The organism is Pseudomonas sp. FG47 (assembly GCF_057809115.1).
In genome coordinates, this window is record NZ_JBMDJI010000002.1 from 48,315 (window position 1) to 63,003 (window position 14,689).

Sequence of the window (14,689 nt, forward strand, 5' to 3'; positions counted from 1 at the left end):
CCCTATCGCCGGCAAGCCGGCTCCCACAGGATTGTCACTGCACTCAAGAACTGTGCAGTACCTGTGGGAGCCGGCTTGCCGGCGATAGGGCCGTTATAGGAGAAAGGCTTACTCCCCGCGGTTTTTCTTGACGATGGCATCGGCAATGCTCGCCGGCGCCTCGGCGTAGCGGGTGAACTCCATCGAGAAACTCGCCCGGCCCTGGGTCATCGAGCGCATCGAGGTGGCGTAGCCGAACATTTCGCCCAGCGGCACCTCGGCACGGATCACCTTGCCGGCCGGGGTCTCGTCGCCATCCTGGATCATGCCCCGGCGCCGGCTCAGGTCGCCGAGGATATCGCCCTGGTACTCCTCGGGCGTCACCACCTCGACCTTCATCACCGGCTCCAGCAACACCGCGCCACCTTTCTGCGAAAGCTGCTTGGTGGCCATGGAGGCGGCAATCTTGTAGGCCATCTCGTTGGAGTCGACGTCGTGGTACGAGCCGTCGAACACCGCCGCCTTGAGGTTGATCAGCGGGTAGCCGGCGAGCACGCCGTTCTTCATTTGCTCCTCGATGCCTTTCTGGATCGCCGGGATGTACTCGCGAGGCACCACGCCGCCGACGATCTCGTTGACGAACTCCAGGCCTTCCTTGCCTTCGTCGCCCGGGGCGAAGCGGATCCAGCAGTGACCGTACTGGCCGCGCCCGCCGGACTGGCGAACGAAGCGGCCCTCGATCTCGCAGGTGTTGCGGATCTTTTCGCGGTAGGCCACCTGCGGCTTGCCGATATTGGCCTCGACGTTGAACTCGCGGCGCATGCGATCGACGATGATGTCCAGGTGCAGCTCGCCCATGCCGGAGATGATGGTCTGGCCGGTTTCCTCGTCGGTCTTGACCCGGAACGACGGGTCCTCCTGGGCCAGCTTGCTCAGGGCGATGCCCATTTTCTCCTGGTCGCCCTTGGTCTTCGGCTCCACCGCCACCGAGATCACCGGGTCGGGGAAATCCATGCGCTCAAGGATGATCGGCTTGTCCATGTCGCACAGGGTGTCGCCGGTGGTCACGTCCTTCATGCCGATCAGTGCGGCGATATCGCCGGCGCACACGTCCTTGATCTCGGCGCGCTGGTTGGCATGCATCTGCACCATGCGGCCGATGCGCTCCTTTTTGCCCTTGACCGAGTTGAGCACCGCATTGCCCGAGCTGAGCACGCCCGAATATACCCGGGCGAAGGTCAGGGTGCCGACGAACGGATCGGTGGCGATCTTGAAGGCCAGGGCCGAGAAAGGCTCCTTGTCGTCGGCGTGGCGTTCCAGGTGCTTCTCTTCATCGTCCGGGTCGGTGCCCTTGATCGCCGGGATTTCGGACGGGGCGGGCAGGTAGTCGATCACCGCGTCGAGCATCAGCGGCACGCCCTTGTTCTTGAATGACGAGCCGAGGATGGTCGGGACGATTTCGTTGGCGATGGTGCGTTGGCGCAGGGCGGCCTTGATCTCGTCGACGCTCAGCTCTTCACCTTCGAGGAACTTCACGGTCAGTTCGTCATTGGCCTCGGCGGCGGCTTCGATCATGTGCGCGCGCCATTCGTCCGCCAGTGCCTGCAGTTCGGCGGGAATCTCTTCTTCGCGGTAGCTGGTGCCGTTGTCTGCGTCGTTCCAGTAGATGGCCTTCATCTTCACCAGGTCGATCTGGCCGATGAAGTTTTCCTCGCTGCCGATGGCCAGCTGGATCGGTACCGGGTGGTGGCCCAGGCGTTGGTCGATCTGCTTCACAACGCGTAGGAAGTCCGCGCCCTGGCGGTCCATCTTGTTGATATAGGCCAGGCGCGGGACATGGTACTTGTTGGCCTGGCGCCACACCGTCTCGGACTGCGGCTCGACGCCGTCGGCGCCGCTGAACACCACCACCGCGCCATCGAGCACGCGCAGCGAGCGCTCCACCTCGATGGTGAAGTCGACGTGGCCGGGGGTGTCGATGATATTGAAGCGGTACTTGTGCTCGAACTGCTTGGTCGAGCCCTGCCAGAAGGCCGTGGTGGCCGCCGAGGTGATGGTGATGCCGCGCTCCTGCTCCTGAGCCATCCAGTCCATGGTCGCGGCGCCGTCGTGCACCTCGCCCATCTTGTGGTTGACCCCGGTGTAGAACAGGATCCGTTCGGTGGTGGTGGTCTTGCCGGCATCCACGTGAGCGACAATGCCGATATTGCGGTACAGCTCGATGGGAGTCGTGCGGGCCATGGCGGGTCACCTGCGGGTGAGGATTCTCCCAAGGTAGCAGAGCGGGAGAATCCTGCCGGGGTGACCGTCAGTCGGCGAGTACCTGCAGTTGCCACTGGCCCTCGGCTTCACGTGCCAGGCCGCTGGCCGGCAACAGGGCCAGCAGGCGTTCGTGCAGGGCCACGTCGGTGAAGGCCTTGAGGGTAGTCATGTCCAACGCGCCGACGGTGATCAGTTCGGCCTTGGTGTAGGACAGCCACGCCTTCTTCAGTACCATCAACACGTCGCTGCCGGCAGTACTGGCAAAGCGTCGGTGCAGGGTGCGGCCTTCCAGTTCGAAGCTGTGGCGGTGGCTGTAGGTGCTCTCGTCGGCATTGCCCTCGACGCAGCGGTGGCAGCGGCAGGGGCCGTCGCCGAAGGCGTTGCGCAGGTAGGCGTTGAAGTCCACGACGGGTTTGAGGGTCAGGCGTTTGTCGACCTCGAACAGGTCGGCGATCAGGGGAAGTTCTGCGCTCACTCGGTATCCTCGCGTGGTGTGGCGTGCATCGGCGGGCACCCTAACAGATCGGGGCGGGGGAGGCCATGCCGTACCTTCCACGAGGCCGCTAGAGACAACAACCACCGTCTGCCGTACCCTAGCGCCAATTTTCGCACCCTACCCCGAGGTAACCCCGCTTGAGCAGCAAGTACCCCTACATCGCCACCGTGACCGTCAGCGCCGAAGACCGTGGGGGCGACACCGAGGCTTCGGAAAACAGCAACATGCGCGTGGGCCTCGAGGCGGTAACCGAAGTGCTGAAGAAGGTGTATTTCGTCGGAACGCTCGCGGCACCAGAAAAAGGCGCCACGCACATCTGCGTCACGTTGGAAAATGGCCTTACTTACTACGGCCTGATCGTCAACGGCCATGCCGAACTCGAAGGCGGCTGGATCGCCTTCGAATGCGACATGCCCACCCCCGAAGAGCTGGGCCTGTAAGCCTTACCCCAGTTCAGCCAGGCACTGCTCGAGGATATCCAGCCCTTCCTCGAACACCTCGGCCTCGATGGTCAGCGGCGCCAGCAGGCGGATGATATGCCGCGCCTTGCCACTGGGCATCAACAACAACCCCTTGGCACGCGCTGCCTCCAGCACCTTGGCCAATTGTGCCGGTGCTGGGCTGCCATCGCCGTTGACGAGCTCCAGACCGCGCATGGCGCCGACGCCGGTCAGACGGCCGAGCGAGCTGGACAATCCTGCAGCTTTCCAGCGTGCATGGCGTGCGACGATGGCCTGCTCCTGGCGTTCGCCCCAGGTGGCGAGGTTGTCGTCGGTCATCTGCGCAAGGCTCGCCAAGGCCGCCGCACAGGCGATCGGATTGCCCGAATAAGTGCCGCCCAGGCCGCCCTTGGGCAGCGAGTCCATGATCTCCCGGCGGCCGACCACCGCGCCCAGGGGCATGCCGCCGGCAATGCTCTTGGCCAGCAGCAGCAGGTCCGGCTCGATCCCCAGGCGGGTGAAGGCGAAGCGCTGGCCGGTGCGGCCGAAGCCGGACTGGATCTCGTCGATGATGATCAGGATTGCGTGCTCGTCACAGAAGCGGCGCAGGGCCTGGGCGAAGGCTGGGTCGAGGGCGAGGAAGCCGCCTTCGCCCTGCACCGGCTCGAAGATGAACGCGGCCACGTCTTCCACCGCCAGCTCGACGCTGAACAGCCGCTCCATGGCCTTGAGTGCCTGTTCGCAGGTCACCCCGGTGTCGGCGCTGGGGTAGGGCAGGTGGTACACCGGGCCGGGCAGTTCGCCAACCCGCTGCTTGTACGGGGCGACCTTGCCGTTGAGGTTGAGGGTGGCCAGGGTGCGGCCATGGAAAGCGCCGTCGAAGGCGACGATGGCCCGCTTGCCGGTGGCGCCGCGGGCAACTTTCAAGGCATTCTCGGCCGCTTCCGCGCCGCTGTTGGTGAGCATGCCGGCCAGCGGGTAGCTGAGCGGCACGAACGTGCTCAGGCATGCCATCAGTTCCAGGTAGGGACCATGGGGGGCGGCGTTGAAGGCGTAATGGGTCAGGCGCGTGGCTTGCTGCTGGATGGCCGCGACCACCGCAGGGTTGCAATGGCCCAGGTTGAGTACGCCGATACCGCCGACGAAGTCGATATAACGCTTGCCTTCGGTATCCCAGACTTCGGCATTACGGCCATGGGAAAGTGTGATCGGATGAACGATGGCAATGGACTGGCTGATACTTTCCTGGTACATGCGCGAGTGGCCTGTTGTTCGAGTTGATTAATATCCAAGCGTGCCGCGGATATATTGCGCAAACGAATTATTGGATTGCGGTCATTCCTTAAATTCATGATATTTCGTGTCCCGCGACGGCTTTCAATCGGCCTGCGCCACTCGCTCGCGAATCCATTCGACGAACGCCCGCACCTTGGGCACCTCGGCGGCATGCTCGGCATGGGCCATGAAATGCCGGCCGTTGCTCGCCAGCGGGTGGTCCCAGGCCACCACCAACTTGCCCTCGGCCAGCTCCTCGGCCACCAGGTAGCGCGGGATCAGGGCGACGCCGCAACCGGCGATGGCGGCGCGAATGCACAGGTAGAACGTGTCGAAGCGTGGTCCGTGGTAGCTGTTCTGGCTGTGCAGCCCCAGGCCGAGGAACCATTCATGCCAGGCCTCCGGGCGCGATGCGCATTGCAGCAGGCGGTGTTCGGCCAGCTCGCCAGCGCTGGCAAAGCGCCGCTGCGCCAGCAGCGTTGGGGCACATACCGGTATCACCGCCTCGCTGAACAGCTCGATGCAGGTCGCCCCCGGCCAGGTGCCCTGGCCGAAGAAGAACGCGACATCGGCCTTGGCCTGCACCAGGTCGAAAGGTTCCAGCTCGTTGCGGATGTCCAGGTGGATGCGCGGGTGGCGGTCGCCGAAACCCTTGAGCCTGGGCACCAGCCAGCGCGCACCGAAGGTCGGCTGGGTGGCGATGCGCAGCACCTCGGTCTCGTCGCCGTAGCTGAGGATGTAGCGGCTGGAGATGTCGATCTGGGTGAGGATCTTGTGCACCTCGGTGAGGTACAGCGCGCCCGCGGGGGTCAGTTGCAGGCGCCGGCGAATACGCTGGAACAATGGGTGGGCAAGCATGTCCTCGAGCTGCGCCACCTGCTTGCTGACGGCGCTCTGGGTCAGGTGCAGTTCCTGCGCCGCGCGGGTGAAGCTCAGATGGCGGGCGGCCGCCTCGAAGCATTGCAGGGCGGTGGTCGAAGGCATCAGGCGTTTGGACATGACGAGGCGTTACCCTGCAAAAACGGAAGGAATTCATTCTTTAAGGGAATGATGTGCTTCGAAAAGGTCGTTTGTTGGCGCGTGCCTATAGATTAATACTGACCTGCATCAACGCTGACAACTGGTTATTTGCAAAGGCGGCTTGGCCCATTGCCGGCGTTTGACAAGAACAACAACGTGCAACTCAAACAGTCTTGAATGTTGCTCCAACTTCAGTCGCCCCCGCGGCGGCCGACCCACTCGAGGGTTCCCCATGGCATCGCCAGACAACAAGAAACAGCGCGCCCTGCAACACGGCCTGACCTCGCGCCAGGTGTCGATGATCTCGATTGCCGGCATCATCGGCGCGGGGCTGTTCATCGGCTCCTCCAACGCCATTGCCACCGCAGGCCCTGCCATCCTCATTTCCTACGCCATGACCGGCCTTTTGGTGCTGCTGGTGATGCGCATGCTAGGTGAAATGGCCATCGCCAACCCCAACAGCGGCTCATTCTCGACCTACGCCTCGCAGGCCATCGGGCCATGGGCGGGCTTCACCATCGGCTGGCTGTACTGGTGGTTCTGGGTGCTGATCATCCCGGTCGAGGCGATTGCCGGCGCGGATATCCTGCATGCCTACTTCCCTGGCGTGCCGTCCTGGCTGTTCGCCTTCCTGATCATGCTGTTGCTGTCGGCTACCAACCTGGTCAGCGTGAAGAACTTCGGCGCCTTCGAATACTGGTTCGCCCTGGTCAAGGTGGTGGCGATCATCGCCTTCATCTTGGTCTGCAGCCTGGCGGTGTTCGGTGCCTGGCCGTTGGCCGAGGTGTCCGGGGTCAGCCGCCTGTGGGACAACGGCGGCTTCATGCCCAACGGCTTTGGCACTGTGCTGGGCGGTGTGCTGATCACCATCTTCTCGTTCTTCGGCGCGGAGATCGTCACCATCGCTGCCGACGAGACCGCCAACCCCAAGGACAAGATCCGCCGCGCCACCAACCTGGTGGTGTACCGCATCGCCATCTTCTACCTGGCGTCGATCTTCCTGGTGGTGTCGCTGGTGGCGTGGAACGACCCGGGGCTCAAGGCGGTGGGGTCGTTCCAGCGGGTGCTGGAAGTGCTCAACGTGCCTGGCGCCAAGCTGCTGGTAGACCTGGTGGTGCTGGTGGCGGTCACCAGTTGCATGAACTCCGGCTTGTACACGGCTTCGCGGATGCTCTATTCGCTGGGCGCGCGTGGCCAGGCGCTGCAAATGACCAAGCGCATTTCCGGCGCCGGCGTACCGACCGTGGCGGTGATCCTCTCGACCCTCGCCGGTTTTGCCGGATGCCTGGTCAACTATGTGTTTCCCGGCAAGGTCTTCGGCTTTTTGCTGTCCACCACCGGCGCCATCGCCTTGCTGGTATACCTGGTGATCGCCGTGTCGCAGTTGCGCATGCGCGCCCGCGCCGAGCGTGAAGGGCGCGCGCTGGAGTTGAAAATGTGGCTGTTCCCCTGGCTGACCTGGTTGGTGATCGGCACCATCCTGATGGTGCTGGGCTACATGCTGTTCAGCGACGCCTATCGCTACGAAACCTTGATGACGGCCGGGGTTACCTTGTTCATCTTGCTGGTGTCGCTGACCCAGCGGCGCAACCGGGTCGGCGTGTTGCTCAACGCCTGAAAGCTGCCGTGCACCGCGTTGCCTGGTTCGCCAGCAAGCTGGCTCCTACATTGCTCATTGGCGCAGGTGGGGCGGGGCGCTACCATCGGTCTGCGCTACCTGCCCCAACACCAACAAGCAAAGGACGCCCATGACCGACTCCCTGCAACACCGCGCCGCTCCCGACGGTATCTGCTATGGCTGCGGCTGTGCCCACCCCAGCGGCCTGCATGTGCAGAGCCACTGGGACGCCGACGGTATCCACCTGCTGTGCCGGCACACCCCGGACGCGACCTTCACCGGCTGGCCCGGGCTGGTCTACGGCGGTCTGCTGGCGATGCTGGTCGACTGCCACTCCAACTGGGCCGCCATGGCCTACCACTACCGCGCCGAAGGCCGCGAGCCGGGCAGCCTGCCGCGCATCGACTGCGTTACCGGTCAACTCGGGTTGAGCTACCTAAAGCCCACGCCGATGGGCGTCGAGCTGCTGCTCAAGGCGCGTGTCGAGGGCGAGCTCGGGCGCAAGAGCCGGGTGATCTGCGAGGTCTGGGCCGGCGATGTGCTGACCGTGCGCGCCGACTCGGTGTTCGTGCGGGTCGATACCGAACAACTCAAGCTTCAGGCCCATGGCCAGCGCTGAGCGTCAGGTCATCGAGCGGTGCTCCAGCGCCGCTCCCCTTGTTGAAAATCCTTATAGCCCACTGTTGAAAAGTCCTATTCGGCTGGCTGTTCGCTGGGAATAGTCTTACCCAGCTTTTGCAGCAGTCTGTCATGAGCGCTCTCGATTTCCTTAGTGCGAACGCATTCGACATACGAGTGCGGTCGCTTTCTTGATGAGCCGCTCAGACATTTCCCGTGCTTTGCCGTGATCAGCGATGTTCGCCGATCACCCTGAGCGCGAGCGCAGCCAAGGAGCTTTTCCATGCGTGTCCGTTTCAATCGCAAGACGTTGCCGCTGGTCGGTGTGCTCATGATCATGGGCGGCTGTGCCAGCGTGGTGGTACCCACCGAACAGGTCGAACTCACCCGCAGCGCCGTCCACCGCGCCGTCGCCGCCGATGCAACCCAGTACGCGCCGCTAGAGATGCGCGCTGCCCAGGACAAGCTCGGTGCGATGGACCGCGCCCTGGGCGAAAAACACTACGAACAGGTGCGGACCTTGGCCCAGCAGGCCGAGGCCGATGCCCGCCTGGCGGAAACCAAGGCCCGGGCGTCGCGTACCGAAGAGCAGTTGAACACGGCGGAAAAAGGCATCGATGTGCTCAAGCATGAATTGCTGAGCGAGCCGAATGCCGTGCCGACCCAGCCTGGCCAATAAGGAGCCGAACATGTCGAAACGTTATCTGTTGCCGGCCATGACCGTGCTTGCCCTGGTGGTCGGCGGTTGCGCCGCCACTCCGGAAAATCCAGACCTGGTGCAGGCCCGTGAAGCCTTCACGGCGTTGCAGGGCAAACCGCAGGCGCACCGCATGGCTGCCCTCGAGACCCAGCAGGCGCAAGCCGCGCTGGGCAAGGCCGAGGCGGTCTCGCTGAGCGATCGCAAGGCGCCCGAGGTCGGGCAATTGGCCTACCTGGCCAAACGCCAGATCGAGACGGCCGAAGCCACCATCCGCCTGCGCCAGGCCGAGGCCGGCATGCGCGGGATCGAGGCCCGTCGCGCCGAAGCACGTCTGCAGGTGCGTACCGCCCAGCTCAATGCGCTCAAGGCCCTCAAGGGCCAGCAGAGCGAGCGTGGCACGGTGGTGACCTTCGGCGATGTGCTGTTCGACACCGGGCGTGCCGAGCTGCGTGGCCGCAGCCATGACGATATCCAGCGGTTGGCGCAGTTCCTGCGCGACAACCCCGAGCGCCAGGTGCGCATCGAAGGCTTCACCGATTCCACTGGCGGTGACGCGCTGAACCTGCGCTTGTCGGAGAACCGTGCACAGGCCGTGGCCCGTGCGTTGCAGCGCCAGGGGGTGGAGCCTGCGCGTATCGCCACCAGCGGCTATGGCAAGGCGCACCCGGTGGCGAGCAACAGCGATGCCCATTCGCGCCAGCTCAACCGGCGGGTGGAAGTGATCATCTCGCAAGGGGCGGAGGCAGTGCGGGCCCGTTGAGGTCCGCCGCAGGCGACCCGGCGCGTGCCGGGTCGCCTTTTCATTTGCAGCGCCCGGGCTGGGCTGGCATTGTCGCAGGCAATCCGGCTGCTCGACAGGATGTTGCCATGCCCTACCAGATTCGCCCGGCCCGCAGTGACGACTGTGTGGCCCTGAGCCAGGTTGGCCAGGCCACCTTTGCCCTGGCCAGCCCGCCCGACAGCGCGCCTGCGGCGCTGCGACACTACATCGCGCACAACCTGCAGCCCGAGCATTTCCAGGCCCATCTGCGCGACCCGCACAAGCGCCTGCTGGTGGTGGAGCAGGTGGACCAGGTGCTGGGCTACAGCATGCTCGATCTGGCCCCCGGTACGCTGGGTATCGCCGACGCCGACCCACTGGTCGAGATATCCCGCTGCTATGTAGTGCCCTGTGCCCACGGCCTGGGCGCGGCGCAGCAACTGCTCGAGGTCACCCTGGCCCAGGCGCCCGGCGCGGTGCGCCTGACCGTCAACGAAGGCAATGCGCGGGCGATCCGCTTTTACCAGCGCAACGGTTTTCGCAAGGTGGGGGAGGCGATCTTTCCCTGCGGCGATGAGCGCCACCGAGACTGGGTGATGGTCAGGATGCCTGCGGACGATTAGATTGACCCTTTCCCACTGCCAAGGCGCGAGCATGTCTGACCTCAACGCATTCCCCATCACCCGCAAATGGCCGGCCCGCCACCCGCAGCGCCTGCAACTGTATTCGCTGGCCACGCCCAACGGCGTCAAGGTGTCGATCATGCTCGAGGAGATCGGCCTGCCTTACGAGGTGCACAAGATCAGCTTCGACAGCGAGGAGCAACTGAGCCCGGAGTTCATCTCGCTCAGCGCCAACAACAAGATTCCGGCGATCCTCGACCCTGCGGGGCCAGGTGGACAGCCGCTGGCGTTGTTCGAGTCGGGCGCGATCCTGCAATACCTGGCGGAAAAGAGCGGCCAGTTGCTTAGCCACGACCCGGCCCAGCGCTACCTGACCCTGCAGTGGCTGATGTTCCAGATGGGCAGCATCGGGCCGATGTTCGGCCAGGTGGGGTTCTTCCATTTCTTCGCTGGCAAGGCCTATGAGGACAAGCGCCCGCGCGACCGCTACGTCAATGAGTCCAAGCGCTTGCTGGGCGTGCTCGACCGTCATCTGCAAGGCCGTCAGTGGATGGTCGATGACTACAGCATCGCCGATATCGCCATCCTCCCCTGGGTGCGTAACCTGGTGGAGCGCTACAACGCCCGGGACCTGGTGGAGTTCGAGCGTTTCAAGGAAGTGCAGCGGGTGCTGGCGGCCTTCCTCGAGCGTCCGGCCGTGCAGCGGGGCCTGCAGATTCCGGCCTAAGGTGTTGAGTATTGGCGCTCGACTTGGGCTTGTAGGGGGTGCTTTGCGCCCCCAGCGGCAAGATCCTCAAAGGATCTGGTTCAACAACCAGTACAAGCATCCTGCCAGCAACATCGCCGCCGGCAGCGTCAGTACCCAGGCCATCAGCAGGTTCACCAGCGTGCGCCGCTGGATCCCCGAACCATTGGCGACCATGCTCCCGGCCACGCCCGAACTCAGCACATGGGTGGTCGACACCGGCAGGCCGAACAGGTCCGCCGCGCCGATGGTGCACATCGCCACCACCTCCGCCGAAGCCCCCTGGGCATAGCTCAGGTGGGTCTTGCCGATCTTCTCGCCCACCGTCACCACAATGCGCCGCCAGCCGACCATGGTGCCCAGGCCCAGGGCGATGGCCACCGCCACCTTGACCCACAGCGGGATATAACGGGTGGCGTCGTCCAGCTGGCGCTTGAACAACTGTACATGGCGCTGGGTGTCGGCGTCGAAGGCCAGTAACTGCTGTTTTTCGAGCTGGCGGATCGCTTCGCTGGTCAGGTACATGTCGTTGCGCACGTTGGCCATGGCCTCGGCCGGGACGCGGTTCAACGAGCCATAGCCCTTGACTTCCTCGCCGATCATGCCGGTTAGCGCGGCCAGGGCCGGGACCAGCTCGGCGCTGGCCCGGGGCTCGCCGATGAACGCGGTCAGGACCTGGCGCGGATCGACCGGGGCCGGCTCCGGCGCCGCGCGCACCAGCGCCTGGCGGGTCACTTCGGCGACTGCCGAAAACTGCAGGGCCTGCTCGCTGGGCATGGTCTTGTTCAGGGCGTAGGCCATCGGCAAGGTGCCCACCAGGATCAGCATGATCAGCCCCATGCCCTTTTGCCCGTCGTTGGAGCCATGGGCGAACGACACGCCGGTACAGGTGAGGATCAGCACGCCGCGGATCCACCACGGCGGCGGGGTCTGCCCCTGCGGTGCCTGGTACAGCTCGCGGCGCTTGACCAGCGCGCGCAGGGCCAGCAACAGCAGGGCCGCGCAGGCGAAACCGATCAAGGGCGAGAACAGCAGGGCATAGCCGACCTTGCTGGCTTGGGTCCAGTCCACGCCACTGCTGCCGTCGCGTCCGTGCATCAGCGCGTTGGCCACGCCCACGCCGATTATCGAGCCGATCAGGGTATGCGAGGACGATGCCGGCAGGCCCAGCCACCAGGTGCCGAGGTTCCAGATGATCGCTGCCAGCAGCAGGGCGAAGACCATGGCGAAGCCGGCCGAGGAGCCGACTTGCAGGATCAGCTCCACCGGTAACAGGGCAATGATGCCGAAGGCCACCGCGCCGCTGGAAAGCAGCACGCCGAGGAAATTGCACAAGCCCGACCAGACCACCGCCACCGGCGCCGGCAGCGAGTGGGTGTAGATCACCGTGGCCACGGCGTTGGCGGTGTCGTGGAAACCGTTGACGAACTCGAAGCCCAGGGCGATCAGCAGCGCCAGGCCAAGCAGCAGGAAGGGCGTAAGGGTGGTGACGGTGGCGCCGCTGGCACTGACGTCCTGCTTGAGGCTCCAGAAGGTGTAGGCCAGGCCGGCCAGCAGCAGGCCGAAGAACAGCACCAGGGTGGCGCGGCCAGGCTTATGGTTGAGTTGCGGGCGCGGGTTGTGCTGGACCAGGCCTGGTGGGTGGGCCAGGGAGGGGGTAGCCATGGGGGCTCCGGTGAGGCGGGCGTTGATGCCGAAGCCAAAAGGATAGAAACAATTCGTGACCAGGGCGTGACCTCCGTCAATGAAGGTCTTAGGCTTGCTGGGGAACGATGTCGCAGGAGACCACCCGATGATCCGCTGCAAACGTGTCTACGATGCCATCGAGGATCAGGACGGCCAGCGCGTGCTGGTCGACCGCTTGTGGCCGCGCAACAAGCGCAAGACCGACCTGCACGGCCAATGGCTGCGCGAGGTGGCGCCGTCCGACGAGCTGCGCAAGGCCTTCCATGCCGGCGCGCTGGACTTTGCCGGTTTCACTCGGCGTTACCAGCAGGAGCTGGCTGCCCACCCCGAACATTGGTACCCCTTGCTGGATCTGGCCGGCAAAGGCGACCTGACCTTGCTCTACGCCGGCAAGGACACCGTCCACAACAATGCCCAGGTGCTGGCCGAGTGGCTGGAGGCCGAGTTGGACCGCCGAGGGCCGGGCAGTTCCCCGGTCTGTTATGGCCAATGAGAGGCTTGCCCAGCCATGGAGCATCATGCCTTTGCAACTGACCCCGGCCAATGACAGCCACCGCACTTTCGCCCGCGACCTGACCCGCCGCGCGATGCTGCCGTACTACCGTGAATTCGACTTGCTGTGGATCGAGGAGGCCTTCGACCAGGCCTGGGGCTGGCGCGAGCAGTGGTTGGTGGAAGAGGACGGCGAGGTTCTGGGTTTTTGCAGCCTCAGCCAGGACCGCCAGGCGCTGTTCATCCGCGAACTGCACCTGTTGCCCGAGCACCGCGGGCGGGGTGTGGGCAGTTGGGTGCTGGAGGCGCTCGCTGGCTGGGCAGTACAGCGTCGCCTGCCGCTGCTGCGGCTGATGGTATTCAGCAGTAACCCAGCGCGGCAGCTGTACTTGCGCCATGGTTTCGTGGAAATGGGCGCGGATGGGTGTTTCGTCCGTATGCAGCGTCCAGTGGCTTGACAGGGCCTGGTGGGTGCCTGCCACTGCGACGTCTGGTTCGCCAGCAAGCTGGCTCCTACCGGATCATGCCTGGGCGGCGCATCAGTGTTGCCGCACCCGCGCCATCCGCCCCTGCGCCACTGTCGCCTCCAGCACTTGCCCCTGCACCGGCAACAGATCACCGATCAGCAGGTTCTGCAGCAGCGCCTTGCCATCGAAGGTATTACCGCCCAGCCACACTTCGTTCACCCCTTCGACCCGCACCAGTGCCTTGCCCACCTGGCCCAGATGATTGCCGCTGACCAGCAGCGGCCCAGGTTGCCGGGTGCTGTTGCGCAGGCTCAGGGCATATTCGGGGGTATTGCCGATGCGGTTATCCACCAGGGCCAGGCCGGTCACCTCGGCGGCATCTATCGCGCTGCCCTGGCTGCTGGCCAGCAGATTGGCGTCGATCAGCAAGGGATCTGCCGCGCTGGGGGCCAGGTTGCGTAGCTGGATGCCGTTGCCGCGGCTGTCGCCGATGCGGTTGCCGGTCAGCAGCACCGGGCCGCGCTGGTCGCTGATCTCGATGGCGGCCTTGGCCGCGCCGAGGATCAGGTTGCCTTCGAGCAAGGCGCGGCTCTGGCCGCGCAGGCGCACCCCGCTGTTGTTGTCGATGCCGCGCAGCTGGTTGTCGTGCAGGCTCAACTGGCTGTCGCGGGCGTCGATTGCGTACTGCTGGGACTGCTCGAAGCGGCTGTGGGTGATAACGGCCTGGCTGTGCTGCAACTCGACACCGCTGGACATTTCACTGAACTGGCTGGCCTCCACCACCAGCGTGGCCGGGCGGGTGGCGGCGGGTTGCTGGGCGCTGAGCGCGGTGCTCAGGCCGCGGGACAGGTTGGCGTTGTAGCCCAGACGCCGCAGGCGCGAGTCGATCACCTCGGTGTGGCTGCCGGCCCAGGCCACCAGGAATGGCCGCCAGGCGCGGTCGGTGGCGCCGGGTTTGTCACCGCTCAAGCTTTCCAGGGTAGAGCGGCGCAGGCCCAGCCAGCCTTGGTTGATCAACGCGGTACCGGAAAAACTGTAGAGGTACAGGTGGCTATCCTCCAGCAGCAACCCGGCATCGGCGCCGATCATCAACGGATAGCTCAGCAGGTAGCCGTCCTTGTAGCGCTTGAGGATGCGCGGGTCGTGCAGGGCGTCATGCAACTGCGCCAGGGTGATGCTGCCGCCGCGCAGCACCACGGCCTGCGGGTGGTGCGCCTGGTAGCCGGCGATGGCACGGAACAGGCCGTTGTTGACGAAGGGCTCGAACGGCCAGCTGCCGGCCTGGGCCGAGAACATCGGCTGCAGGCTGATGCTGGCGCGGCCGGTGGGTTGCGCGCGCTGGACCGGCGCCAGGGCCACTGCGGCGCGGACCTGCTGGCGCAGTTGGGCGATGTACTGCTGGTGCTGGGCCGGGTCGATGGGCTCGACGCTGGGGCTGGCCTGCGCGGTGCTGGCCAGCAGCAGGGCAGCCAGGCAGGTGAGGGCGAAGCGGCTGAGCGGTGCCATGG

The 14,689-nt window shown here is 65.0% G+C and carries 15 protein-coding genes; 9 read left to right on the forward strand and 6 right to left on the reverse strand.

Going from position 1 to position 14,689, the window contains the following annotated elements; all coding sequences use genetic code 11:
* Positions 1-108: 108 nt before the first annotated feature.
* Positions 109-2,220 carry an elongation factor G gene (gene fusA, locus ACODS5_RS02970; protein WP_489107863.1) on the reverse strand — a complete coding sequence of 704 codons (2,112 nt, stop codon included), beginning with the start codon at positions 2,218-2,220 and terminating at the stop codon, positions 109-111.
* Positions 2,221-2,287: 67 nt separating this feature from the next.
* The gene (locus ACODS5_RS02975; protein WP_134693184.1) at positions 2,288-2,716 is read right to left on the reverse strand and encodes a hypothetical protein; all 429 of its coding nucleotides are present in this window, start codon (positions 2,714-2,716) and stop codon (positions 2,288-2,290) included.
* 158 nt (positions 2,717-2,874) lie between these two features.
* Here ACODS5_RS02975 and ACODS5_RS02980 point away from each other — a divergent pair, with 158 nt between their 5' ends.
* Positions 2,875-3,177 (forward strand): hypothetical protein, encoded by a 303-nt coding sequence (locus ACODS5_RS02980; protein ID WP_489107864.1) that lies wholly within the window; start codon positions 2,875-2,877, stop codon positions 3,175-3,177.
* Positions 3,178-3,180: 3 nt separating this feature from the next.
* Here the strand turns inward: ACODS5_RS02980 and ACODS5_RS02985 are convergent, their stop codons facing one another.
* Both ACODS5_RS02985 and gcvA read right to left on the reverse strand, forming a co-directional pair.
* Positions 3,181-4,431: a 2-aminoadipate transaminase gene (locus ACODS5_RS02985; RefSeq protein ID WP_489107865.1), complete on the reverse strand. Its 1,251-nt coding sequence runs from the start codon at positions 4,429-4,431 to the stop codon at positions 3,181-3,183.
* Between the two features lie 123 nt (positions 4,432-4,554).
* Positions 4,555-5,451: a transcriptional regulator GcvA gene (gene gcvA / locus ACODS5_RS02990; RefSeq protein WP_134693182.1), complete on the reverse strand. Its 897-nt coding sequence runs from the start codon at positions 5,449-5,451 to the stop codon at positions 4,555-4,557.
* Positions 5,452-5,704: 253 nt separating this feature from the next.
* Between gcvA and ACODS5_RS02995 the strand changes: the two genes are divergently transcribed.
* The 6 genes from ACODS5_RS02995 (at position 5,705) to ACODS5_RS03020 (ending at position 10,518) form a co-directional block, all read left to right on the forward strand.
* Entirely contained in the window at positions 5,705-7,090 is a 1,386-nt protein-coding gene (locus tag ACODS5_RS02995) for an amino acid permease (RefSeq protein WP_489107866.1), read from the forward strand.
* A 130-nt stretch (positions 7,091-7,220) separates the two neighbouring features.
* A complete protein-coding gene (locus ACODS5_RS03000; protein ID WP_134693180.1) occupies positions 7,221-7,709 on the forward strand; it encodes a PaaI family thioesterase in 489 nt (162 codons plus the stop codon).
* 282 nt (positions 7,710-7,991) lie between these two features.
* The gene (locus ACODS5_RS03005) at positions 7,992-8,387 is read left to right on the forward strand and encodes a DUF4398 domain-containing protein (RefSeq protein ID WP_489107867.1); all 396 of its coding nucleotides are present in this window, start codon (positions 7,992-7,994) and stop codon (positions 8,385-8,387) included.
* A gap of 10 nt (positions 8,388-8,397) precedes the next feature.
* Positions 8,398-9,168: an OmpA family protein gene (locus ACODS5_RS03010; RefSeq protein WP_489107868.1), complete on the forward strand. Its 771-nt coding sequence runs from the start codon at positions 8,398-8,400 to the stop codon at positions 9,166-9,168.
* Between the two features lie 107 nt (positions 9,169-9,275).
* A complete protein-coding gene (locus ACODS5_RS03015; protein WP_134693177.1) occupies positions 9,276-9,791 on the forward strand; it encodes a GNAT family N-acetyltransferase in 516 nt (171 codons plus the stop codon).
* Between the two features lie 31 nt (positions 9,792-9,822).
* Positions 9,823-10,518 (forward strand): glutathione S-transferase N-terminal domain-containing protein, encoded by a 696-nt coding sequence (locus tag ACODS5_RS03020; RefSeq protein WP_489107869.1) that lies wholly within the window; start codon positions 9,823-9,825, stop codon positions 10,516-10,518.
* Between the two features lie 66 nt (positions 10,519-10,584).
* Here ACODS5_RS03020 and ACODS5_RS03025 read toward each other — a convergent pair whose 3' ends face one another.
* The gene (locus ACODS5_RS03025) at positions 10,585-12,201 is read right to left on the reverse strand and encodes an inorganic phosphate transporter (RefSeq protein WP_489107870.1); all 1,617 of its coding nucleotides are present in this window, start codon (positions 12,199-12,201) and stop codon (positions 10,585-10,587) included.
* Positions 12,202-12,328: 127 nt separating this feature from the next.
* On the opposite strand from ACODS5_RS03025, the gene ACODS5_RS03030 reads away from it, so the two are divergent.
* Positions 12,329-12,715: a DUF488 domain-containing protein gene (locus ACODS5_RS03030; RefSeq protein WP_134692109.1), complete on the forward strand. Its 387-nt coding sequence runs from the start codon at positions 12,329-12,331 to the stop codon at positions 12,713-12,715.
* Positions 12,716-12,740: 25 nt separating this feature from the next.
* Positions 12,741-13,172: a GNAT family N-acetyltransferase gene (locus ACODS5_RS03035; RefSeq protein WP_134692110.1), complete on the forward strand. Its 432-nt coding sequence runs from the start codon at positions 12,741-12,743 to the stop codon at positions 13,170-13,172.
* A gap of 81 nt (positions 13,173-13,253) precedes the next feature.
* Here ACODS5_RS03035 and ACODS5_RS03040 read toward each other — a convergent pair whose 3' ends face one another.
* The gene (locus ACODS5_RS03040; RefSeq protein WP_489107871.1) at positions 13,254-14,687 is read right to left on the reverse strand and encodes a right-handed parallel beta-helix repeat-containing protein; all 1,434 of its coding nucleotides are present in this window, start codon (positions 14,685-14,687) and stop codon (positions 13,254-13,256) included.
* Positions 14,688-14,689 lie beyond the last annotated feature (2 nt).

Bases quoted from the DNA above. Each gene is read 5' to 3' on its own strand.
- ACODS5_RS03025 (WP_489107870.1), bottom strand. From the start codon at position 12,201: ATGGCTACCCCCTCCCTGGCCCACCCACCAGGCCTGGTCCAGCACAAC.
- ACODS5_RS03040 (WP_489107871.1), bottom strand. From the start codon at position 14,687: ATGGCACCGCTCAGCCGCTTCGCCCTCACCTGCCTGGCTGCCCTGCTG.
- fusA (WP_489107863.1), bottom strand. From the start codon at position 2,220: ATGGCCCGCACGACTCCCATCGAGCTGTACCGCAATATCGGCATTGTC.
- ACODS5_RS03000 (WP_134693180.1), top strand. From the start codon at position 7,221: ATGACCGACTCCCTGCAACACCGCGCCGCTCCCGACGGTATCTGCTAT.
- ACODS5_RS03035 (WP_134692110.1), top strand. From the start codon at position 12,741: ATGCCTTTGCAACTGACCCCGGCCAATGACAGCCACCGCACTTTCGCC.
- ACODS5_RS02995 (WP_489107866.1), top strand. From the start codon at position 5,705: ATGGCATCGCCAGACAACAAGAAACAGCGCGCCCTGCAACACGGCCTG.
- ACODS5_RS03020 (WP_489107869.1), top strand. From the start codon at position 9,823: ATGTCTGACCTCAACGCATTCCCCATCACCCGCAAATGGCCGGCCCGC.
- ACODS5_RS03010 (WP_489107868.1), top strand. From the start codon at position 8,398: ATGTCGAAACGTTATCTGTTGCCGGCCATGACCGTGCTTGCCCTGGTG.
- gcvA (WP_134693182.1), bottom strand. From the start codon at position 5,451: ATGTCCAAACGCCTGATGCCTTCGACCACCGCCCTGCAATGCTTCGAG.
- ACODS5_RS03030 (WP_134692109.1), top strand. From the start codon at position 12,329: ATGATCCGCTGCAAACGTGTCTACGATGCCATCGAGGATCAGGACGGC.
- ACODS5_RS02985 (WP_489107865.1), bottom strand. From the start codon at position 4,431: ATGTACCAGGAAAGTATCAGCCAGTCCATTGCCATCGTTCATCCGATC.
- ACODS5_RS03015 (WP_134693177.1), top strand. From the start codon at position 9,276: ATGCCCTACCAGATTCGCCCGGCCCGCAGTGACGACTGTGTGGCCCTG.
- ACODS5_RS03005 (WP_489107867.1), top strand. From the start codon at position 7,992: ATGCGTGTCCGTTTCAATCGCAAGACGTTGCCGCTGGTCGGTGTGCTC.